Genomic DNA, 23051 nt, shown 5'->3' with positions numbered 1-23051 from the left:
GCGAAAGCCACCTGGCAACCACGCGCGAGGCGCAAGTCTAATGAATCCCGGCTATGCGTGACAGGCCACATAGCAATATCCAAGCTCTCTCGGGACAAAAAACCTGTGAAACTGACCTTTGCAAATCCAGCAAGCTGCGTATAGAATGCGCGCCCTCGCGCTGGTGGGCGATGACTTTTCGTCTCCGGCAAGTATAGACAGGACAGGATTTAGATGCCTCACATCAAGGTTAAAGAAAACGAGCCCTTTGACGTAGCTTTGCGTCGATTCAAGCGCTCTTGCGAGAAGGCAGGTGTACTTTCGGAAGTACGTCGCCGCGAGCATTACGAGAAGCCGACTACAGTTCGTAAGCGTGCTGCTGCCGCTGCTGTTAAGCGTCACCTCAAGAAAATGTCTCGTGAGAACCGTAAGCGCGTACGTCTCTACTAAGCGTTTTACCTGGGGTAGCGATGCTATCCCGGTGAGTGTCTGGCGCAGTTTAGCCGCCGGCACCGAAAAAACCGCAAGTCAGAGCGCCTTTGCCCACGCAAGGGACGCTACACCGCAAAACCTCTCAGACAAACGCCAGCGATTATCATGAGCGATTCAGACGTCATCCCTTCAGAAACTCAGGCAGCCATCAAGGTCGCCATGAAGGAAGCGATGAAGAGTCGCGATAAAGAGCGCCTGGCGACCATTCGCCTCATGCAGGCGGAATTCAAACGCATCGAAGTTGACGAGCGCATCGTGCTGGATGAAGCACGCGTTCTGGCCGTGCTCGATAAAATGCTCAAGCAACGCCGAGACTCCCAGAAGCAGTTCGAAGACGCGGGTCGGGTCGACCTGGCAAGCCAGGAAGCGTCTGAAATCGCCGTCATTCAGGAATACCTTCCAGCGCAGCTTGGCGACGACGAACTCGATGCCATCATTGATGCCGCCATTGCCGCGGCAGACGGTACTGGAATGCAGGCCATGGGTGCGGTCATGGGGCAGCTCAAGCCTCAGCTTCAGGGTCGCGCCGACATGGGCGCTGTGAGCCAAAAAGTCAAAACCCGACTCGTCGGTTAAGTCTTGCCCCAGGGTAAGACGCTGGACCCCGTGGCATAATCTGGCTCTTACGAGTCTGCCTTCATACGTGGCAAAAGACTGAGCATGGCCGGACGAATACCTCAAAGTTTTATTGATGACCTCCTAGACCGCGTTGATATCGTCGACGTCATCGATCGGCGCGTAAAACTCAAGAAAACCGGCAAGAACTACAGCGCGCGCTGTCCTTTCCACGACGAGAAGTCACCATCGTTTAGCGTGAATCCCGAGAAGCAGTTTTACTATTGCTTTGGCTGCGGTGCAGGGGGTAATGCTCTTGGGTTCCTCATGGACTACGAGAACATTGATTTTCCTCAGGCGGTAGAAAATCTCGCGGGGACCGCCGGCCTTGAAGTCGTTCGAGAAGAAAGCCGCGGCCAAACCAGTGCAGCTGGTGGAGAGTCGCCTAACAAGCCTCTTTATGAACTTATGGAACGCTCTACTGAGTTTTACAAAGACGCACTCAAGCAACACCCCAACAGACAAGCAGCCGTGGATTACCTCAAAAACCGCGGTCTCACGGGGCTCATTGCCCGGGACTTTGGACTGGGCTTTGCCCCCCCTGGCTGGGACAACCTGCTGTCCTTTTTGGGGGATGACGAAACAACGCAGACTCGCGCCATCACCGCAGGCATGCTGGTCAAGAACGATTCAGGCCGAATATACGACCGCTTTAGAGAGCGCATTGTGTTCCCTATCAGGGATCGCCGCGGCCGGGTCATTGCCTTTGGTGGTCGGGTGCTGGGTGATGACAAACCCAAGTACCTGAACTCACCGGAATCCCCCATCTTCCACAAAGGCCGAGAGCTGTACGGGCTCTACGAGGCACGCCGAGCCAATCGCAAGCTTGAGCGCATTATTGTGGTTGAGGGCTATATGGACGTAATTGCCCTGGCCCAGGCCGGAATCAGTTACGCCGTTGCAACACTTGGGACGGCCACCAGCACCGAACACCTGGAGCGGATCTTTCGGGTCGTGCCCGAGGTGGTCTTCTGTTTTGATGGCGATGAAGCCGGGCGCAAAGCTGCCGAGCGGGCGCTGCACAACACCTTGCCGACCATGGCCGATGGCCGACAGGCGCGGTTTTTGTTTTTACGCGAGGGCGAAGATCCTGATTCGCTGGTGCGTAAAGACGGCACCCAGGCATTTTTGGATCTGGTACAGGCCGCGGTGCCGCTTGAAGAGTTTTTGTTCCAAAGCCAGGCCGTGGGCCTCGATATTGGCACCATGGAGGGTCGAGCGAGCCTGTCCAAACGCGCGCTGCCACTCATCCGCGTACTCCCTGAGGGGGTTTATCGAGAGCTAATGTTTCAGTCTTTGGCACAGCGCACCGGACTTGAACTGGCCAGCCTCATGAAACTGGAGCTTCCGCCACCGGAGCCACCACCTGCCACCGATACCGCGTCTGACGAGGGTTATTACGCAAGCTTTGATGATGCACCACCCCCCAACGACAGCGACTGGATACCGGTCGATGATGAAGAACCCGGTCCGCGCCAACGCGCCCCTCTTAGCCAGGCACCCCAGGCGCACGCGACCCTTACCCAGGCGGCCATCGCACTGCTGTTGCACAAGCCCAGCGTGGCATCTCTGGCCGATGCCCATGCCCTCTCCGCCCTAAGCGGTCATGAAGGCGATCTGCTCAAAGCCATTATCGAACTGCTACAAAAACGTCCGGAGTCCAGCACGGGCATGCTGCTGGGCCACTGGCACGGCAGCCACGAAGGCGAACTGCTGGCAGAACTCGCGGGACAGGAGCGTTTAATACCTACGGATGGTATCGAGGCGCAATTTGAAGACATCATGCGCCGCCTGACGTCTCTACCCCTGCGTCAGCGGATTGTCGAGGAGATCAGTGGTCTCAAGAGCCGTCCTTATGCCCAAATGACCGCGGACGACAAAGCCCGCTTACCCGAGTTAATCAGAGCCCTGCGGGACTTAGATACTCGCAGCGGCCCGGCGAGCCAATGAATCACCCCCAAAGGCCCTCACTTCACGGACAAAACAACATCTTGTAAGCAATTTGTCCGCCTTTGTGCTAAACTGGCGGGCTGACTTTTACCGTTTTATGACATCCGTCCCTCAAGGGTCGGCCAAACCCAAGCAAGGTACCGAATGAACGACGCCGTTACACAGCAATCGCGTTTGAAGTCTCTGATTGCCAAAGGAAAAGAGCAAGGTTACTTAACCTACGCCGAGGTCAACGACCACCTTCCCGAGGACATCTCTGATCCAGATCAGGTCGAAGACATCATCCAGATGATCAACGACATGGGTATTCAGGTCTTCGAGCAGGCACCCGATGCCGATGACCTTATCCTGACTGATGGCGACGGCTCAGCCGATGACATCGCCGCCGCCGAAGCAGCGGCCGCACTGGCAGCGGTAGAGACCGAAGCTGGTCGCACCACGGACCCAGTGCGCATGTACATGCGTGAGATGGGCACCGTCGAGCTTCTGACCCGCGAGGGCGAGATCGTCATTGCCAAGCGTATCGAAGAAGGCATCCGCGAGCTTATGGCCGCGCTGGCTTTCTACCCCGGCTCGGTAAAGTCCGTGCTGGATGATTACGCACTGGTCGCCAAGGAAGAGAAAAAGCTTGCCGATATTCTGGTGGGTTACCTCAATCCTGCGGATCACGTCCCTTCAGCGCAGCAAATCGCCGAGCAACAAGCCGCCAAGGCAGCTGGCAATGCTGACGAAGAGAGCGAAGGTCCTACGGGCCCCGACCCCGTTGAAGCCAAGAAGCGTTTTACTGCGCTCAAGCGGCAGTTCAACAAGACCGAAAAAATCCTCGCCGAAAAAGGCCGTCAGGACAAAGCTGCCATCAAAGAGATGGAAAAGCTGGGCGAAATTTTCAAGTTCTTCAAGTTCACTCCCAAGGTATTCGATCCGCTGAATGACGAAGCGCGATCTGCCCTGGCGGGTGTTCGCGAGCAAGAGCGTGAGATCATGCGCCTTGCCGTTCGTCGCTGCCAAATGCCCCGCAAAGAGTTCATCACCTCGTTCCAGGGTAATGAATCCAACGCCAAGTGGCTGTCGCGACACACTCGCAAGAAAGATTACGGCCCCAAGCTCAATGCGCATAAAGAAGAGATTCATCGCGCGCAGCGTCAGATTGGCCAGATCGAGACAGCAACCGGCCTGACCGTCACCGAAATCAAAGAAATCAATCGCCGCATGTCCATGGGCGAGGCACGAGCACGACGTGCCAAGAAGGAAATGGTCGAGGCTAACCTGCGTTTGGTTATCTCTATCGCCAAGAAGTACACAAACCGTGGCCTGCAGTTCCTTGATCTGATTCAGGAAGGCAACATCGGCCTCATGAAGGCCGTTGACAAGTTTGAGTATCGGCGCGGTTATAAGTTTTCGACCTATGCTACCTGGTGGATTCGCCAGGCGATCACCCGCTCCATTGCGGATCAGGCGCGCACCATTCGTATTCCTGTGCATATGATCGAAACAATCAACAAGCTCAACCGTATTTCTCGGCAAATGCTTCAGGAGATGGGCCGTGAGCCAACTCCCGAGGAACTTGGCGAGCGCATGGAGATGCCAGAAGACAAGGTTCGCAAGGTTCTGAAGATTGCCAAAGAGCCGATCTCCATGGAGACGCCCATTGGCGACGACGAAGATTCGCATCTGGGTGATTTCATCGAAGATCAGACCATCAACTCCCCCATCGATTCAGCAACCGGTCAGGGCCTGATGGAAGCGACCAAAGACGTACTCTCCGGACTGACCGCTCGGGAAGCGAAGGTACTGAGAATGCGCTTCGGTATCGATATGAATACGGACCACACCCTTGAAGAAGTGGGCAAGCAGTTTGACGTAACCCGCGAGCGGATTCGTCAGATCGAAGCCAAGGCGCTGCGCAAGCTGCGTCATCCCACGCGCTCTGATTACCTGCGCAGCTTTTTGGATGAAAGTTCCTGATCCTCAAGCAAAGCCACAAAACGCCCTCCTAGCAGGGCGTTTTTTTTGCCTGAAAAACACGCTGTAACATTTGCCACACCCGTCAACGATCGATCTCGCGCGCCCTTTCTCTGGACGTGTACACTATCGAAAGGTCAACAAACAGTGTCTTGATTATGAATGCACCCATATTGGAACGCAGAACCCTGCTAAAGCTTGGCAGCGCCGCCGCTGTCACCGCCTTAATGAGCGCCGCGACACCAGCGCTGCTGGCCGCAAGTTCAGCGAATCAAAACGCAGAGCAGTTTCGCCATCTCGACGCATCGCTGGCGCCAACCCTCGCTGCCATCACCGCACGCATCCTGCCCACCACTGACACACCGGGAGCGCGAGAAGCCGGCGCCATATGGTTTATCGACAGCATGATCGGCGGTCCTCTGCAGTCGATGCGAGAGGATTTACACGCAGGTGCTGATGCACTGAACCGGGCCTCTGGCGATAACTTTGCTACGCTGTCAGACGCTGAGCAGGACGCGCAGCTACGCGCGATCGAGAACAGTGATTTTTTTGGTCTTATGCATATGCTCACGTTGGCGGGCACCTTTACCATGAGTCGCTATGGCGGCAACCGTGGTGAGGTTGGCTGGGACATTCTGGGCTTCGAGCGCCGCCATCACTGGCAGGTGCCTTTTGGCTATTACGATGCCCAGGTGCACGAGTCCTCGGAGGCAGCCCAATGACGCCTGACTATCGAAACACTGTTGTGGACTTTGTGATCGTGGGTTCCGGCGCGGCAGGCGGAGTCATAGCCAGAGAGCTGTCTCAGGCCGGGCACAGCGTAGTAGTACTGGAGCAGGGCCCCTACCGCACTGCCGCGGACTTCACCCACGACGAGTGGTCCGTGATGTTTGAACAGCATTTCAGCGGCCAGTCCGTGGGTGACAAGCAAACTTTCAGGCACCGGGAAGGAGAGACCGCCAACGAACGATTTCTGGCGCCGGAGCCCGCCTATTATGCTCGGGGCGTCGGCGGCAGCACCGCACACTTCTCTGGCAACTACTGGCGTCTGCGTCCCATCGACTTTAAAGAACACAGCGTGGTGGGAGATATACCCGACGCCACGCTGGCCGACTGGCCCATTAGCTATGAAGAGCTTGAGCCGTGGTACAGCATGGCTGAGTGGGAGATTGGCGTATCCGGCGCCCCCGGCCCCAATGACCCGCCCCGATCGCGCCCCTTTCCGCTACCTCCGATGCCCATTAAGTCTGCCGGCGTATTATTTGAAAAAGGCACGCAGGCCATAGGCATGACCTCACAGGTCGCCCCCGTCGCCATCCTCTCTCAGCCCTACCGTGGGCGACCTGCCTGCGTTAACTGCGGCTGGTGCATCGGCTTTGGCTGTGAAATGAACGCCAAGTCATCGACGCTAGCAACCATGATCCCGGAAGCAGAGCGCACCGGGAACTGCGAGATACGCCCACTGTCGACGGTTGCCCGCGTAGATGTAGACGAGCAGGACCGCGCGCGCGGCGTTGTGTACTTTGATAGCGATGGCAAGGAGCACTATCAAAAAGCGCGTAGTGTCGTGCTTGCGGCCAACGGTGCCGAGACACCCCGCCTGCTTTTAATGTCGGCGACTGACAAGCATCCGGACGGGCTTGCCAACAGCAGCGGCATGGTGGGTAAAAACCTGATGTTCAATGCTCACAGCGTTGCCTACGGTGTTTTCGAGCATCCCTTAAACGAATACAAAGGCATACAGTGCACGCGCATCGCACTGGATTACTACGACAGCGATCCAAAGCGGGGATTCTATGGCGGCGGGGCACTCGATTCACGACCCTTTCTCAACGGATTTCCCACAATTTTTGCACTGCAAGGAGTCCCGACGGACGGACCACGCTGGGGCGCCGATTACAAAGCGATGCTAGAACACACCTTTACCCGAAACATGGCCGTAACTACCGCTGCCACGTCACTGCCCATGCTTCGCAACAACATCACGCTGGACCCTGAGCATAAAGACGGCTTTGGGCGACCGGCATTGCGGGTAACCTATGCTGATCATCCGGACGACCTATCTATGACCGGCTTTATGCAAGAGAAAGCTCTCGCAGTACTGGACGCCGCTGGCGCACAGAAGACATGGCATTCCCAGATCGGCGAAGAATCCGTAGGGGCTCACCTTTTAGGCACCTGCCGCATGGGCAATGACTCGCAAACATCAGTGGTCGATCGCTGGCACCGAAGCCACGACATCGCCAATCTTTATATATGCGATGGTAGCTCCATGGTGACTTCCGGGCGGGGCCAACCCACACTTACAATACAGGCCCTGGCATTTCGCGCGGCAGACCATATGAAAAAAGCAGCTCGAAGCAATATGATCGTCTCAAGCTGGTAGCAGACAAGCTCTCAGCGCGAAGTAATAGACACACGATAATAAGGAATTTCCATGCAACAGCTCAGCGGACTCGACGCGTCCTTTTTATATCTGGAAACACCGAACTCACCCATGCATATTTCGGGGCTGTACATCTACACCCAGGAAACAGCGCCCGAGGGCAAAGTTCGCTTTAAACAGATACTCGAAGGCACGGCAAACCGGGTAAAAGGCATACCGAGCCTCACCCGACGACTCAAAGAAGTCCCTCTGGGTCTGGACCACCCTTATTGGATTGACGAGGGCGACTTCGACCCCGAGTTTCACATCCGCCACGTTGCACTGCCAGCACCGGGCGACTGGCGCCAGTTATGCATTTTGATTTCGCGTATCCATGCCCGCTCACTTGACCGCTCCCGTCCACTTTGGGAAATGTATGTCATCGAGGGTCTCGACAACGTTGAGGGATACCCAAAGGGTTGCTTTGCATTATTCACCAAGATGCACCATGCCGCCGTAGATGGAGCCTCGGGCATGGAAATTACCGCGGCCATTCACGACCTGACAGCCAACGCTCAGGTCGAACCTAAATCTGTAATTACCCGGCCAGACCGTGATCCCAGCACGATGCAGCTGTTGACTCGAGCACAGGTAAACGGCCTTCGGCAGCCGCTGCGATTTATCTCGGTAGCGCGCAATACCGTGCCCGGCTTTGCCAAGGTGTTTATGCAGCTGCGACGTGGTGACCTTAAACGCGTGGGCAGTGTCCCGCGTGTACGGTTCAACGGCACGGTATCGGCACATCGGGTGTTTAACGCAATCAGTCTTCCGCTTGATGAGGTCAAAGCCGTAAAGAACGCTTTGCCGGGCGCAACCGTCAACGACGTTGCTCTGACCATCGTAGGCGGCGCCATGCGCAAATACCTTGAGGCCCACAACGAACTGCCAGACCAATCTCTGGTCGCGATGGCTCCAGTGAATGTTCGTGACACAAAAGAAAAAGGCACCGGGGGCAATATTGTCTCCACCATGGCGGTGAAGATCCGCAGCGATGTGGCCGATGCTCGAGAGCGACTGATTGCTGTGCATGAAGGTACGCAGACCGCAAAGGAATACAGCAATGCAGTCGGTGCCAAGACCATGACGGATTACTCGCAGTTTATTCCCAGCACCCTTACGGCGCAGGCAGCGCGACTGGCGAGTCGCTGGGGTTTGGTCAACCAAATCAATCCTATCTATAACTGCGTTATCACCAACGTTCCAGGCCCTCAGGTTCCGCTATACAACACCGGCGCGAGGATGCTGTCCAACTTCGGCACTGGCCCAGTCGCCGATGGTGTTGGCCTTTTTCATGTGATCAGCAGTTACTGCGGAGAATTCAGCATCTCAGCGACCAGCTGCCGGGAGATGATGCCCGATCCAGACTTCTATAGAGAGTGTTTACTGGAGAGTTTTGCGGACCTAAAGCTTGCCATGCTGGGGAAAGCTCCCGCCACAGGAGCCAAAGTAAAGACCAAAGCAAAAGCCAAGACTAAAACCAAAGCTAAAACGAAAGCTAAAACCAAAGCCAGAGCAGCACGACCAAAACTCGCGGCCAAAGCTCCGACCAAGGTTAAACCCAAACGAGTAGCTAACGCGGCGGCGACAAGAAAGCGCGCCTAAGCCCCGGGTGTCACCTCGCTCGGTGACGCCCAGCTTTTAAGCCACGGCGATAGCGACAGTGAGCAAACGAGTAAACCCTCTGGATCGCTTTGCCAAAGACCTCTCGCCGGGTTCGCTGGAGTGGATCGGACTGCGCACCGAGCGGCGCGCGCCCCTGACGACAGCAGACTCCGTAATGGCAATCGCCACCCGAGGTCTACAGGGCGATCACCGTGTCGACAAGACCCCGGGGTCAGGTCGGCAGGTAACGGTGATTTCTCGAGAGTTCATTCAGCAAACCGCGCATTTTCTTGGCGTAGACGATATTGATCCGGGCCAGCTTCGAAGAAACCTGGTCGTCTCAGGCATTAACCTCCACGCACTGCGCTATCAGCGATTCTCGATTGGCGACGCGCTCTTTGAAGCGGGTGCGCTCTGCCACCCCTGCTCGCGCATGGAAACAGCACTGGGCAAAGGCGGGGTTGCTGCCATGCTCGGGCACGGAGGGCTGTGCTGTCGCATCATTCGAAGCGGTGTTATCGCAGTCGGCGACCACGTCAGTGTCGAAGTTCAAGGCATTACCCAGGACATGTTTAGTGAGTAAGCTCAGTCATCCAGTGCTCCTGACTAAGGCCCAACCATGGGAACTATTAGACCTGATTCGATGTGCTCGGGGTTGGTCGCTGAGCGACCTTCCTGTGAACACCTGCGTGCGTGCCCCGCGGAGATGTCACAGCTTGCATTGAGGCGGTGCTCTTAACGGGGCGTCTTTGTTTGTATATTCCAATCTAAAATCCGATGCCAAACGGACCATGATCCCCTATAATCGCGCCTCGCAACACTCTCCCCGGGCCCATAGCTCAGTTGGTTAGAGCAGTCGACTCATAATCGATTGGTCGTAGGTTCAAGTCCTACTGGGCCCACCATTTTTTATAAAAATCATAGTGTTATAGATTCACTGACCAATCGACTATGGGTGCTCACTCATAGACTGGAGCCGGTGACTCAACGGATCGGATACCGATCCGGATGCCAAACGCGCTCCTCGTTCTCAAGGTCATATATGGGCCACAGAGCCAGTAGCTCGTCGATAGGGCGAAAGTGTGCAGAGGCCGAATACCTGCTTCCGCCTTCAGTACTGAAGGCCATTTTCCCCACAGGCAGCTCACCAAACTTCAGCAAATGATCGCCGATGTATCGACGGGTCCAAATCCGGTGCCACCCCCAGCCGTACTTCAGGTGACGGTCCGGAATGCTCGCTGCGAGGACATCAATATGCCTATCGTAGTGGCGCAACATGCGTGCCCGCTGCCGCAACTTAGGACTAATGGGATTTGCCGCTATCGGCCTGACTTTAGTGAAGACATTCTCGCTCGGCTCAAATCTTACAACCCCCCCATCGTAGAACTGCCCCCAAAACACCTCGACCCGGTGTCGGCCACTGGGCAGGCAACCGAACTGAAGTAGAAAGTCCTCAACATACCGTTGAATCCATTGTCGCCGCCAACCAGCGTCGACGTCTAATGCCACCGGAGCGCACGCCGTGACCAGGTCATGGATTGGTCGCCGGAAGAGTCTGAGGTCCCGATCTCTCTCGAATAGACCCATGGCCAACATTTCAGTGTGCGATAGCTGGCGTTGAGGAAAGTCACCCGCAAAGGCAGGCAATTTACTCAGTAGAGGGCTAAGCACTGTGAGGAAAGCGGTGTTACGGACGAAAAGACGGCGAGAGATTGCAGACATGATGAACTCCTATGTGTTCCAAGTGACTTGGCGCATCATTGGGCCACCGTTCCCGGAGCGGGCGGTTGGCGGAGCAAAGCTCCTCTTGATGCTTTTGTAACTCTACCACGTAAGTTGCGTGTTCTCAGTAAGCGAGGCGCGTAAGCCTCAGTAAGGTATCGGCAAGTTAACTTTTTGAGACACCCTTAATCTGGCTTTGATTCTCAAGCAACGGCCCTTCCCCATTCTACAAACGCACTAACCCTCAGATCCCTATAATGCTGAGCCCTGATTAGGTGCCTTCCCATATTGAATAAATTGGACACCGCAGCATGGGCCGTCACAAATCTCTGTGCCTGCTTCATGGACTTGAAGCGCCTCATCCCTCGCTCCCTGACCCTCGTCGCTTCATACCCATAAAGCGGGGCAGACTCTGCGATTGCTCTGCCCGGTTATTCTCATACTGTTGAGTACTGTGGATCGTGTCTGAAATCAACTCGCGATGAGCGACCTCATAGCTACGCAGCTTGTCTGTCACGATCTTTCTGGGTTCACGGACGTGACTGCGCAACAACCTCTTGAAGAACCGATTAGCCGCAGCGCCATCTCGCTTGGCTTGAAGATACACATCAACCACTTCTCCATCTTCGTCAACGGCTCGCCACAGGTAATACTGCTTGCCGTTGATCTTTACGAAGACTTCATCGATGTAGAAGGCATCACCGTAGCATCAGTGCTTGCGCTTCAATCGTCGTGTATAAATGGCGCCGAACTTGATACACCAGAGGCGGATCGACTCGCGAGTAACGATAATGCCTCGCTCAGCGAGGAGGTCTTCGATATCCCGATGGCTCAGATTGAATTTGTAGTAGAGCCAGACTGCGTAACTGATGATGTCGGGAGGGAATCGGTGTCGCTTGTAGGTATTCATGAGCCGATTCTATCAATTTCGGGGAGTTAACTTGGCGATACCCTACCAGCCGCTCTCACCACCCCTCATAATCGATTGGTCGTAGGTTCAAGTCCTACTGGGCCCACCATTTTTGTAAATTGCATAGACTTGTAGCCACACTGGCCATTCGATTCCGGGCACATAGGTGACACTTTTGCCTGTGTGGGGCGCTGGGTGTTCTCCATTAATGATGAAGAGCCATCTCCGCGCGGACGATCGTCAAGGTCTCCTCAATCAAAACCAGTAGCTTTTCAGAGTCATGCAGGTCATAGCCCAAGTTCGCACGGATGATACTCATCGCCACATAGAGTTCTCGGGGGTCTGCCTCAACCCTTTGAGCATCAAACGTGAGTGAGTTGCCCACCGTGGGTTTCACGTATCGGGTCATCACGGGAAAGGTGTTCCCGCGCAACATATTTCTAATCTGGCTGATCTTCACAACTTGAAGGTACTTCTGAGCCAGAGCAGCCAAGCTCTCTCGCAAAGGACTTGACTCAATTAAGCGCATGTTGCCCGTGTCCTTCAGCTCCTCAAAAGTACCGAAATACACCTCAAAGCCGCCGATAATTGACGAATTCTGCAGAGCAACAAATAAAGTCTGGTAGTCGTCTTCACTGCGGTGTTCTGCCGCAAGCCGCATCAAACCCGACTCCATGTTGGAGACAGATAACCGCATTCGATCATTGTTATCGACCAACGCTTCACTGCTCTTTTTGAGGTCATTTTCAAGCCTTTGCAGATACTGGCCTTCGATCTCCCTATTCTCTCGATCATTTTGCCACTCGTTAATCTGCAGGCTCACAAAGAAACCAACAACAATAATGAAGAACTCAAGGGGCAATGTTCTCCACGTCCGGTCGATAGCATTGTGGCCTGCTCTGAGTAACACCCTGCCAATCTCCTTATAGGTGCTGATGCCCACGCGCTAGGCGAGTTGCCCACGTCCGCATTGCCCATGAACTATCCCCGTAATTAACGCCATGAACACGATGAGAACTCCAAATAAGCTAGCACGATGGAGATTTAACGATCAAGAAGCGACACACTGACCCGGTCAAAGGCACCTCCCCACCTGACCAAAGTTGGGGTGTTGATTTGCAGGTGGACTAACCCAATACGCACACATGCCTTAGAATTAGCAAAGAATTTTATGCAATAACCAAATCGTGACGACGGTTGCCCCGAGGTTTCCATCATGCTGATCCACAGGACTCTCGCTCGGTACGCAAGCTACGGGATTGTTCCCCTGCTCTTTTTGCTACTGTCAGCTTGCGATGGCACCGAGCTCGCAGTACTGCCACCGACCGCTACAGTCCTCGCTTTTGGCGACAGCCTCACCTATGGGACGGGAGCAAGGCGCGAAGAAGCTTACCCCACCGTACTGGCGGAGCTCATCGACATGAAAGTAATCAATGCGGGTGTGCCTGGAGAGATCAGCGCGAAGGGGCTGCAGCGGCTACGGGGGCTCCTGCAACAGCATCAACCGGATCTCGTTGTTTTGGTACACGGCGGCAACGACACACTCCGCAAACTACCCACCCATCTAACTCAGGCCAATCTGCTGGCAATGATACAAGCAAGCCGAGCTATTGGAGCCCAAGTGATAATGCTCGGCGTACCCGGACGCAGCCTCACGCTGTCTGCGCCAGATTTCTATGAGGAGGTCGCCGAAGAGAACAATGTACCGATCGATGCAGACGTACTACCCAGCCTGATGCGCAACAGCGCTATGAAGTCCGATCCTGTCCATTTCAACACAGAAGGTTACCGCCGCATGGCCGAGGCCGTCCGCGATCTTTTAATCGCGTCAGGCGCTCTTGCGAGTGGGTAAATGTCGAACGTTTAATTGCAGCGCCCTCTCCCGGCCGACGTTTAACTTGTCAAACTGCATTGCGAAAATAAAAGGGTAAATGTCTCAGTGAAACCTTACGGCGCGACTCGCACTTCCATGATATTCGTGTGGTTTATTGCCATGTTAGCGACCGCCAGCTCTCTGGCGGAACCAATGTTGAAGGGTAAAAAATGGAATCATGGCTCCGCAAACTGCCTGACCGATTCTGAGCCGCCTATCGAAGTCTATTCGCATTCGCCCACCAGCTTTATTCTTCGACAAAGCAAGTGTCTGAGCTTTGAAGCTCCTTTCATGTACCTCTTGGTCGGGGAGAAACTTGCCCTGTTGCTTGATACGGGTGCAACCAAAGACGCATCAGTCTTTCCACTGTATAAGACAGTTCGCTCATTGATCGGCGAGAAGGATTTGTTGATCGTCCACTCGCACGGACATCAAGATCATCGTAGTGCAGACATACAGTTTCAAGGTGAAACGGGAGTAAGACTTGTTGGAATACAGAAGACCGCATTGATCCAGTCACTGTCGATAAGCCAATGGCCTGGCGGGCAGGGTTCGATTGAACTTGGGAATCGGGAACTGATTGTTATTCCAAGTCCAGGGCATCACGAAGTTGCGATCTCGCTCTACGACCCCCAAACCCAATGGCTCCTCACAGGGGATAAGATTTACCCTGGACTTATTTATGTAAAAAATTGGAAGGACTACCGGGACAGCATTGCACGCTTGACCAGGTTTGCAGAAGAGCACGATGTCAGCGCGGTGCTGGGTGCGCACATTGAAGCCACTGATCGACCCGGCGAGTACTATGCTGTGGGAACCATATACCAGCCGGCTGAAGCGCCATTACCAATGGATTCAGATATTCTTGCGGTAATTAATGCCCAGTTGCAGCAATCGCCAAAGGCTAATCAGATCGCATTGTCCCGCCTTAAAATTATCCCGATGAATCTGATGCAACGTAAACTATCTGACTTCGGTAGATGGCTAAGTCGATGACCTGCAATATCGTCTTCTAATCGCAGGTATTCTCAAAAATTCGTGTAACAGATTTGGTCAAATTTCCGTTAGCAGCAATCGTTGACACAGCGAGAAAACTGGTAGACAAAGCAAAAAATAATATTTTTATGCAAGGAGCGTAATATGTTGTCTCGGATGTTATCCGAAGACTGTAACTAAATGCGGAGAAGGGCTTGATCCAGCCAAGCCGTAAATCCGGGGTGCAGAACGCCTTGTTCCCTGTTCGATAGATAAATTTCTCTTGCGACTGGAGTTTTGAGATATATCTTTATAAGGTTTGCGCGAGTGCCCCAATACCCTTCATCCAATCCACCCTCTGCATGAAGCAGGAATGCCTCTTGGACATCGTATAGCACGCCGCGAATCACATAACTAAACTGAGTCTGCTCCTCTTCATTAAGTTAGACCTCGTTCTCCACTTTCGTCAGTACCCGAGCCACTTCGGGATTCATGGCAAACCCCTTCGTTGCGTCCATTGATCGGTTGACCAACTGCTGACGATTTGCGGCACGCATTTGATCAGTATTTTGGTTCACTTGATAACCAACATACAAAAGCGAAATCACGACTGCGACAGCACTGATGATCTCTCCAATGCTGGCCCATTCATCCAAAGTCCGTTTAACCATCTGGCTTCTCGTAAAGTGCTTAGGGGGGATTTATGCCCATAATAGACCGAGAATCACATTTAGCAGATGTCGGGGAAGTACGGAAACTATCGAGGGAGCACAGGTCGTTAAAAAAGCCGCCTTTCGTGTCGATTAGCACCACACACCGACCACTAGCTTAGTGCGTGATTGAGCCTCCTTCGCTTTGATCGCAGTAAGGACGATGATGGAGGTCTAATCTTATGACCCTATATGTCACTGGCTATGAGATATACCTAAAATTTCGTCTAACTGTGAGTGGACGGTATCTATCTGGTTGCTCCATGGGCGCAATCCATCCCGCAGGTACGCGTCAAAAGTGTCCAGATTTTCACTCGCATGGTTCAGGAAAGCACGATCTTTTCGCATGCCAGCTAAATCACAGATATAAGTTCCTTGCATCTCACCCAATTCTGCGTCAAAGAAGGGCGCTGAGTGAATTAGCGTTGGGTGCAATGATCGCAAATTATGCGCGACAACGTTATTTTGGTTAACCACTGTTTGCAAAGATGCGAACGCTTGTTCGAGTTTTATCAAATCTCTTCGTAACTCATCGTCTTGCAGAATTTGCATGCGGCCGGCGCTCATTAATTCAGCCACAGAAGGCAGCCTGGGAGTACTGATAGTAAAGTAATGGGATGTCGCTAATGCCGCACAATGCTGATCGGTGAGTGCTGTTTTATCTTCAGAGTCAAACAAGGCCACGGCAGCGCCTGTTAACGGTCTAATCAAGTCCAGCCGACGCTGCCTGACTCTGCTTGAGGATTTTTCTGAAATCAGAACTTCGTCATGAATGCGTTGCAGAAATTTCTCACTGTCATTGATATTTTTTCTTGTCTCATTCCAGTCGGTAACCTGCATCCCAAGAAAGATACCCACAATGACCACGATAATATCCAGTCCAACCGCAAACCAATTTTGCTGTTTAACATCTCCCATGATACGCCTGAGTATCACGTTCGTTCTTTACCAGTAGCCATTAATGACCCACCTCGTCCCAGTGGCAAACGCCACAGGCTCTGACACTCTAAGACCACATTATCTTGAAAGTTTCCTCGAGCATAACGCGATAGGCGTGGATTCCCATATAGCTCAACCGACTCAGATCTCTGACAAAGCCAAATTAACACTGGTTGATCGCGGTAAACACTGATAGCTTGATCGCCTTAGATTCGTAAGCCTCCACATTTGAACAAGGAATATAAGGTATGAAATCGGGCTCATGGATCAGGTCTGGCTTGTTATGTCTCGCGTTTGCGTCGGTGCAAATGAATGCGGGACCGTTGTCCGCGCAGACGTTGACCGAGTTCGAAAAACTCTTCGCACCTACCCCTTATGATCAACAAAGGTTTGGTGGAGTCGTCGCGATATCTGGCGATACCATGGCACTTGGCGTTCCGGCGGACAACAACGAGTGGGGAGACCAGGCCGGCTCAGTCTATATCTTTGTTCGTGAGAACGGTGGCTGGGCCCAACAGACAAAGTTAATTAACCCCGACGGCGCACCTAACGAAAAGTGGGGAGAGCAGGTTGCAATCCATCAGAATACGATAGTTGTGGGGCAAAGCAGCAAGAACGTCGCATATGTTTTCGAGAGGCACGATTCAGACTGGGATTCCGGAACGCAGCTCAAAGCTGGAGACGTAGCCACGCTAGACTCTTTTGGCGGCTCTGTCGCAGTATACGATGACACTGTTATCGTTGGGGCACGGCTCGACGATGTTGATGTCACTGATCAGGGAAGCGTCTATGTCTACGTCAAAGGTGAATCGGGGTGGGTCCAGCAGCAAAAAATAGTAGGCGTGCCTTCGACAGGGAATACGGTAAATTTTGGAAACTCCGTCGCACTATTCGAAGATACGCTAGTGGTTGGGTCCTATCTCGACGGTGACATCCGCAATGCCGACGGCACCGCCAGTGGATGTAGATTTTCATGTGGAAGCGCCTATGTATTTAATCGTAGCGACGCTCTAATCTCCCCCTGGGTTCAAAACACAAGACTGTTTGCTGATGATCGCCAATCAGACGATGCCTTTGGTTTTTCTGTTGCCATTTTCGCCGATACAATTTTGATAGGCGCACGAAGCGATCGTGATGAGCGAAACGGCCGACCCTACGGTTCAGCGTACGTGTTCGAACGGAGCGAAACAGCCTGGAATCAGGTGGCCAGGTTAACGGCATCAGACCGCACCAGCAGACTACTGTTCGGGTACAGTGTTGCCGCAACCAAGGACACGCTGATTGTGGGCGCGCCGGGAGCAACTACTGGAATCTACGGTCTTAACGGGGCTGCATACGCCTTTGAACGCGCGGAAAGTACATGGCGGCAGCAATTCAGGCTACTACCTACTGACACCGACAGCTTTGATCTATTTGGCGTTTCGGTCGCCATTTCTAATAGTACTGCCTTAGCGGGATCGCCTCGGAACGATAGCGCAGGTACTGACTCCGGCGCCGCTTATTCGTTCGAGCTAGACGCTCCATTGGTGACTGAGATCGTTATAGGTAACGACCCGGTAGCAGTCAATGAGTGGTTAACCCTGTCGGCCGCGATCACCGATGCAGACACCGGTCGCTCAAATATTGTATCCGCTGAATTTGAGATCCGTGGCATTAACGGCGTCGTTTACTCGGGCGTAGGCGACAACAACGTGTGCTATAACACGGAAAGCCTCTGCCCGGTAGACGAGGACGGTCATCCAGGATTTTTTGACTCTACAAGCGAAAAAGTCGAGGGGCAGTTGTTTTGGGAATCCATACCTGACGATCCCGGGCCCGGGCTCTATGAAATGTGTGTCCGCGGTACTGATTATACCGGGAACATCAGCCGTTTCAGTTGTAAGTCTTTTGTAGTCTACGACCCGTCAGCAGGTTTTGTCTCAGGTAGCGGGTCCATTGCATCGCCGCCGGGGGCGGATTTGGCCGACGCTACAGCAGCGGGGCCCGCCCGGTTTGCGTTCATCTCGAAGTACCTCAAAGGCAGGACCAGCCCTGACGGAAATTTGCAGTTTCAATTTCATGATGGTGACCTAAAGTTCCGTAGTACCAGCCTGGAGTGGCTAGTAGTTACGGGAGAGCCCCGTGGCCGATTTCAGGGAAATGGACAGCTCCGGGAAAAAAATACGGTAATGACTTGCACCTTCGTAGTTGATGCCTGGGATGGAACGAGAAAGGGTGAAGTTGATAAATTCGGCATACAAATATTCGGTTGCTCACGGCCGTCGTTAGCTGAACGCTACAAATTGGATGCGATCGACCTAACGAGCGGAAACATTATTATCTCAGGACGATAATTACGCTCCTGAGCGTTTTACATTGATGGCGCCGGAAGCCGGAGTCGAACCGGCACGCCGGCGGTAAGCGAGAGATATTGAGTCGCGATATACGCAGAAGGAGTCCAGAAGCGGAGGAAGACCGACAGAAACCTGAACTATTTGGTGCGTCAGATCACCTGGTGTCATAGGAATCTTAGGGGAGTGTGGCATCTTGGGGGCCTAACAAACCGCAAGCTCCCTTCTAGATGCGAATTCAACCGCTTAACGCAACGCCCTGTTATTCTCCCTAAAACTAGGGGCGTTGCGATACGCCCCGAGGAATTCATCGAAAGTATATCGAGGAACAGCAATCTAAGATCTGGGATAAGCACAAAGCAAGTAAGGCGGTCAAAAACGAGCTCCAGGAATAACTACGTTCAAAGCGGCATATCCGTCGCTCCCGAAAATCCACCCTCAAAGATGACGGTCTTGGTGGTAATCCCGGTGCTATCTCCATCAATGAAAGACCGGCTTGGGTGGAAGATCGCGCTGTTTATGCTTTCTTGCAACGCTTCCAGCCAAGACCAGCGACGCCAAGGCCGAAGAGAGCTAGGGTCGTGGGGGTAGGGACGGTTGTGGGGGTAGATATATCTCGCAAATCCTGCCCCTCACTGCCCGACACCGACACAGTGGGAACCGAAGTATCTTGGACGGTGCTAAACTCGAAATCATACCCCCTCAACTCTACGTCGGAAACCGCACTAAGCGCTACAGAAAAAACGCCATCCAAAAAATCAGCGCTACCATACACGCTGAGGCTGGGAAGATAATCAGGGAGATTGGCCCCGAGTAAATTTCCAGTAGCATTTAGGCCGCCGAAGAAATCATAAACAAATGATCCCGGCCCGAGCCCTCCAAGAAGGGCAATTGACGCACTCCTAAGTGACGTAAACGGGCTGCTTGCACCGGCATCAAAGTTGATTACTGCTGTATCTCCATCTGAGAAAGTGATTGGCAAAGCATTTACTGGCAAAGCTATAGTGGACGTCAGCGCTATGTAGGCTGCAACAGCAGCTAGAGGTTTAAACCGAGATACAGTGTTGTTAATCTTTATTATGACCCTCTCGAGATTGATTTGAGCGCTACGCCAGCATAGCGCTTTCTATTATCAACCCATAAGCAAAAAATATACCAACAAATAAAAAAATTGGTACATCAAAATTTTGCGTATAGCAAGACTAAGTTCTATATGGTGAACGTTAGGCAAAGTGTAAAAAAATCTGACACTTTTCTGGGGGTTAGGCGACACAGTGAGACGCATCTGCGGTTAACTGACACAGCGAGAAGTGGTGATGCCTCCACTTGGTTTCCCCAATGGTTAGGTTACTCGACAGCCAAGAGTGCTTCTTTTTCACAACTCACATCTCACAAGTGCCAACGGCATCAGCTGGGTCAATGACCGCCTTGAGGTCAGACTGTGTCAAAACTCGCTTCGCCACTTCTCGCACTGATTTACTGCGCACAGCAGATCCGCTCGACTCAATGAGCAGCCCTTGCAGCATCGTAGATTTCCTTGGCAATTATTGGGGTTTCAAAGTGCGTCGCTCAGGATCGCGCACACGCGGCCTCAGATCATGGGTTTCGAGAAGCAAAATGAGGCTGCTTAGCCTCTTATCGCTGCCATCAGCGGCACAACCCCAAACATCTGCAACATCCGTTTGAGATTGTAGGACAGGACATGCAGGCTCATCTCCGTGCTGACGTGTTTGAGCGTCTTCATCTGGAAGTGCGTCGGCCCGAGCCAGGATTTGATCGTGCCAAAGGGATGTTCCACTGTGCTGCCGCGAATGCGCATGCAGTTCGACAGTCGGTCCACCCGATCTTCCATGGCCTCTAATATTTCTTCATGTTCCCAGCGACCCATGCGGCGCTGCTTGCCCGTCGTGCACTTTGGTCTTAACTCGCATTGTGGACAGGCTGACGACCAGTAACGACGCATCGCTTTATCTGTGGAGTCATCCGTGAACCGATAGATCAATCGTTGGCCCGCCGGGCATTCGTACTCGTCATCTTCCGGCCGATAAACAAAGTCTGCTCGATCAAATAATCCTTTCGCCTGGTTGTTCGAGGTTTGGGTCTTGGGCACGTAGGCCGTAATGCCCGCGTTCGCACAAGCCAGTATCTCAGCCCCACTAAAGTAACCACGGTCCGCCAGCACTGACAGGTCTTCGCTGTCGAGCGCTTCTTTGGCTTGGATTGCCATGTTAGCCAGTTGCGAGCGATCGTGGCCGATGTTCGTCACTTCGTGCGCCACGATCAAGTGGTGCTCGGTGTCGACAGCGGCCTGTACGTTGTAGCCGACAATCGCTTTGCTGCGCGCTGCGGTGGACATCACCCGGGCGTCGGGATCAGTCAGGGAGATTTGTTGGTCCGGTGTTGCCAGCATCCGGACCTCCAGCTTTTTTAGTGCCTGAATCTCCTCTTTAAGGGCTGCGATTTTATGTTCCAGTCGATCGGTCTTGGTATGACTTGCTTCACTATCGCGCCGGTCGGCGCTGGCGATCTGCCCCAGATAGCGGGCAATGCTGTCATCGATCTGCTCCAGGCGTTTCTTGATCTTGGCTTTGCTGAAGTTGCGATTACGGTTGTTCACCGCTTTGAACTTGCTGCCATCAATGGCCACAAAGGCATCGCTAAACAAATTGAGCTTGCGGCACAGCATGACGAACTCCCGGCACACCAGACGAATCGCTTCGCCGTTATTCTTGCGAAAGTCAGCAATGGTTTTGAAGTCCGGCGTCAGTCTGCCGGTCAGCCACATCAGCTCCACATTACGCCCGACTTCACGCTCCAATCGCCGGGAAGACTGGATGCGATTGAGGTAGCCGTAGATATAGAGCTTCAACATCATGGCCGGGTGGTAAGCGGGCCGACCTGTGACTGCGGGCACTGTTTTGAAACCCAAACCGGAAAGATCTAAATCATTGACGAACACGTCGATAACGCGAACCGCGTTCTCTTCTGCGATGTAATCATCAATGCGTTCAGGGAACAGCGTCGCCTGTGATCGGCTTTCGCCCTCGATGAATCCACTCATGGCAGCAACTCTTCAGCGAGAAAGTCAGATCATATCTCGTCGAAGAGTTTTCACACAGTCTGAGGCGGAAGCGGCCCCTAGCAGTGTCTCAAAACACCTCAAGGCGGTCATTCGGGCGCTGGTTAATCCAATTCTTGGTTGGGCTTCACCCTATATAATTCAAGGTTATAAAATTTATAATTTTTTACAACGAATGGTAATATGTAGCCGTGAAGCGTCTGCAGGGTACGGTTTCACCCGACTGACATGATTCATGCTGAAGCGCTCTGAATTCAACTTTCCTCGACGAGAAAAAGTGAATAAAGCGTCTGAACCAATCGACAGTAACGCCCCAACTTATTGGGTTCGGTCAAATTAATTTAGGAAGTCACTTTGAAACTTTGTAATTATATCGTTGCCTTTGTCGTAAGTTTTTCAGCCATTGGAAGCGCGAATGCCGCCACATACGATTATTCGGCAGAGACGGATATTTGTGGTCCAGGCAGTCTGGATGTCACTCTACAAGTGGGTGACACGCTAAATATCTCTGATACACAGGCTACCTGTACCTCAGCTGATGTAACAGAGATGGTTGATCGCGGGACTTTCGCGTTTATTGCAAACGGTGCAGACACTATTTTTCAGGTAGTCGCCACCTCGGCCGGAATTGGGACCGGAACGGTGACTTGGACCGGTGGTGCCTTGTTGACTATTACAGTCGTTGCCGCGGCCACGACGCCGGGTGCTCCAACCGGCGTTTCTGCCACTGCAGGCGACGCGCAGGCGACGGTGAGTTGGACTCAACCGTCAGATGATGGCGGTGCGGCGATTACGAGCTATACAGTGACGGGTAGCCCTAACGGAAGCTGTGCCACGCCCGATGGCTCCACAACTTCTTGTACGGTCACTGGCCTCACAAACCTAACTGAATACACCTTTACTGTGGCGGCGACGAACAGTGCGGGTAGTGGCGCAGGCTCGTCTGCGAGTAACGCAGTGACCCCTGCAAGGCTTCAGATGAGTGGCGGTGGTTCAACAGTGTCGATTCCCAGTGGTTCCGGTTCGCTCACTTCGTTCGCTCCGGTGTCGGAAACACCTCCAGCGGGTTTGGTTGAAAGCGTTGTTGGAGCATTCAGTTTTGCGGCCAATGTGTCGTCGGGCAGCTCTTTGACCGTTACGATTGATCTAGGCACCAACATTCCGGCGGGTACAAAGGCATACAAAGTGTCCGGTTCTGCTTGGACGGAAATCACAACAGCGACGTTTGGTGCTACAACTGTGATCTATACCGTTACAGACAATGGCGCTCTTGATCAGGATGCGACCGCTGGGGTTATCCAAGATCCGGTCGCACTTGCTGTCCCGGCTGCTGCAGCCTCTGTAAGCCCTACTGCAATCCCAGCTTTACCATTGTGGGCATTGTGGATTCTTGGCGGCCTTGCTGGCTTGCTAGGTGTAAACCACCTGCGTGAGCATGCTTAAAATTCAGCGGCAGCTCGCTGAAGCCCTGCGTGAAACCGTGGGGCT

Annotated in this window: 19 protein-coding genes, 1 tRNA gene and 1 riboswitch; of the genes, 13 read left to right on the top strand and 7 right to left on the bottom strand. The window is 53.3% G+C overall.

Annotated features, from left to right (window positions below; translation table 11 throughout):
- Window positions 1-213: 213 nt before the first annotated feature.
- The 9 genes from rpsU to R0135_RS14345 all read left to right on the top strand — a co-directional run bounded on the left by rpsU (window position 214) and on the right by R0135_RS14345 (window position 9930).
- Window positions 214-429 carry a 30S ribosomal protein S21 gene (gene rpsU, locus R0135_RS14385; protein WP_009025337.1) on the top strand — a complete coding sequence of 72 codons (216 nt, stop codon included), beginning with the start codon at window positions 214-216 and terminating at the stop codon, window positions 427-429.
- Between the two features lie 147 nt (window positions 430-576).
- Window positions 577-1047 carry a GatB/YqeY domain-containing protein gene (locus R0135_RS14380; protein WP_407347609.1) on the top strand — a complete coding sequence of 157 codons (471 nt, stop codon included), beginning with the start codon at window positions 577-579 and terminating at the stop codon, window positions 1045-1047.
- Window positions 1048-1131: 84 nt separating this feature from the next.
- Window positions 1132-3036 carry a DNA primase gene (gene dnaG, locus R0135_RS14375; RefSeq protein ID WP_407347608.1) on the top strand — a complete coding sequence of 635 codons (1905 nt, stop codon included), beginning with the start codon at window positions 1132-1134 and terminating at the stop codon, window positions 3034-3036.
- Window positions 3037-3180: 144 nt separating this feature from the next.
- A complete protein-coding gene (gene rpoD / locus R0135_RS14370; RefSeq protein ID WP_407347607.1) occupies window positions 3181-5001 on the top strand; it encodes an RNA polymerase sigma factor RpoD in 1821 nt (606 codons plus the stop codon).
- A 155-nt stretch (window positions 5002-5156) separates the two neighbouring features.
- The gene (locus R0135_RS14365; RefSeq protein WP_407347606.1) at window positions 5157-5720 is read left to right on the top strand and encodes a gluconate 2-dehydrogenase subunit 3 family protein; all 564 of its coding nucleotides are present in this window, start codon (window positions 5157-5159) and stop codon (window positions 5718-5720) included.
- The gene (locus tag R0135_RS14360) at window positions 5717-7384 is read left to right on the top strand and encodes a GMC family oxidoreductase (protein ID WP_407347605.1); all 1668 of its coding nucleotides are present in this window, start codon (window positions 5717-5719) and stop codon (window positions 7382-7384) included. Before R0135_RS14365 ends, R0135_RS14360 begins: the two co-directional genes overlap by 4 nt.
- A gap of 51 nt (window positions 7385-7435) precedes the next feature.
- Window positions 7436-9025 carry a WS/DGAT/MGAT family O-acyltransferase gene (locus tag R0135_RS14355; protein ID WP_407347604.1) on the top strand — a complete coding sequence of 530 codons (1590 nt, stop codon included), beginning with the start codon at window positions 7436-7438 and terminating at the stop codon, window positions 9023-9025.
- Between the two features lie 58 nt (window positions 9026-9083).
- On the top strand, window positions 9084-9608 hold the full coding sequence (locus R0135_RS14350) for an MOSC domain-containing protein (protein ID WP_407347603.1): 525 nt from the start codon (window positions 9084-9086) through the stop codon (window positions 9606-9608).
- 245 nt (window positions 9609-9853) lie between these two features.
- Window positions 9854-9930: transfer RNA gene (locus tag R0135_RS14345), tRNA-Ile, on the top strand.
- A 79-nt stretch (window positions 9931-10009) separates the two neighbouring features.
- Here the strand turns inward: R0135_RS14345 and R0135_RS14340 are convergent.
- The 3 genes from R0135_RS14340 to R0135_RS14330 all read right to left on the bottom strand — a co-directional run bounded on the left by R0135_RS14340 (window position 10010) and on the right by R0135_RS14330 (window position 12567).
- Window positions 10010-10747: a hypothetical protein gene (locus R0135_RS14340; RefSeq protein ID WP_407347602.1), complete on the bottom strand. Its 738-nt coding sequence runs from the start codon at window positions 10745-10747 to the stop codon at window positions 10010-10012.
- Window positions 10748-10749: 2 nt separating this feature from the next.
- Window positions 10750-10844: riboswitch (SAM-I-IV-variant riboswitch) on the bottom strand.
- Window positions 10845-11105: 261 nt separating this feature from the next.
- Window positions 11106-11393, bottom strand: coding sequence for a DDE-type integrase/transposase/recombinase (locus tag R0135_RS14335; RefSeq protein WP_407349928.1), 288 nt, complete (start codon window positions 11391-11393; stop codon window positions 11106-11108).
- Window positions 11394-11862: 469 nt separating this feature from the next.
- A complete protein-coding gene (locus R0135_RS14330; protein ID WP_407347601.1) occupies window positions 11863-12567 on the bottom strand; it encodes a hypothetical protein in 705 nt (234 codons plus the stop codon).
- Window positions 12568-12873: 306 nt separating this feature from the next.
- Between R0135_RS14330 and R0135_RS14325 the strand changes: the two genes are divergently transcribed.
- Entirely contained in the window at window positions 12874-13509 is a 636-nt protein-coding gene (locus tag R0135_RS14325) for an arylesterase (RefSeq protein ID WP_407347600.1), read from the top strand.
- 87 nt (window positions 13510-13596) lie between these two features.
- Window positions 13597-14526, top strand: a complete 930-nt coding sequence (locus tag R0135_RS14320; protein ID WP_407347599.1) for an MBL fold metallo-hydrolase — start codon at window positions 13597-13599, stop codon at window positions 14524-14526.
- Window positions 14527-14948: 422 nt separating this feature from the next.
- On the opposite strand, the gene R0135_RS14315 is transcribed toward R0135_RS14320, so the two are convergent.
- Both R0135_RS14315 and R0135_RS14310 read right to left on the bottom strand, forming a co-directional pair.
- Window positions 14949-15176, bottom strand: coding sequence for a hypothetical protein (locus R0135_RS14315; protein ID WP_407347598.1), 228 nt, complete (start codon window positions 15174-15176; stop codon window positions 14949-14951).
- A 234-nt stretch (window positions 15177-15410) separates the two neighbouring features.
- Window positions 15411-16133, bottom strand: coding sequence for a hypothetical protein (locus R0135_RS14310; protein WP_407347597.1), 723 nt, complete (start codon window positions 16131-16133; stop codon window positions 15411-15413).
- Between the two features lie 269 nt (window positions 16134-16402).
- Between R0135_RS14310 and R0135_RS14305 the strand changes: the two genes are divergently transcribed.
- Window positions 16403-18487: a hypothetical protein gene (locus R0135_RS14305; protein WP_407347596.1), complete on the top strand. Its 2085-nt coding sequence runs from the start codon at window positions 16403-16405 to the stop codon at window positions 18485-18487.
- A 514-nt stretch (window positions 18488-19001) separates the two neighbouring features.
- Here the strand turns inward: R0135_RS14305 and R0135_RS14300 are convergent.
- Window positions 19002-19130 carry a PEP-CTERM sorting domain-containing protein gene (locus R0135_RS14300; RefSeq protein WP_407349927.1) on the bottom strand — a complete coding sequence of 43 codons (129 nt, stop codon included), beginning with the start codon at window positions 19128-19130 and terminating at the stop codon, window positions 19002-19004.
- A 981-nt stretch (window positions 19131-20111) separates the two neighbouring features.
- A complete protein-coding gene (locus R0135_RS14295; protein WP_407346712.1) occupies window positions 20112-21545 on the bottom strand; it encodes an IS1182 family transposase in 1434 nt (477 codons plus the stop codon).
- 372 nt (window positions 21546-21917) lie between these two features.
- Between R0135_RS14295 and R0135_RS14290 the strand changes: the two genes are divergently transcribed.
- Complete coding sequence (locus R0135_RS14290; protein ID WP_407347595.1) at window positions 21918-23006, top strand: choice-of-anchor U domain-containing protein; 1089 nt, start codon at window positions 21918-21920, stop codon at window positions 23004-23006.
- Window positions 23007-23051: the final 45 nt, after the last annotated feature.

This window comes from Congregibacter variabilis (assembly GCF_045689235.1).
In the GTDB taxonomy this organism is placed as follows: domain Bacteria; phylum Pseudomonadota; class Gammaproteobacteria; order Pseudomonadales; family Halieaceae; genus Congregibacter; species Congregibacter variabilis.
Note: the sequence above shows the minus strand (reverse complement) of the source record. Positions and strands in the feature narration are given on the sequence as shown.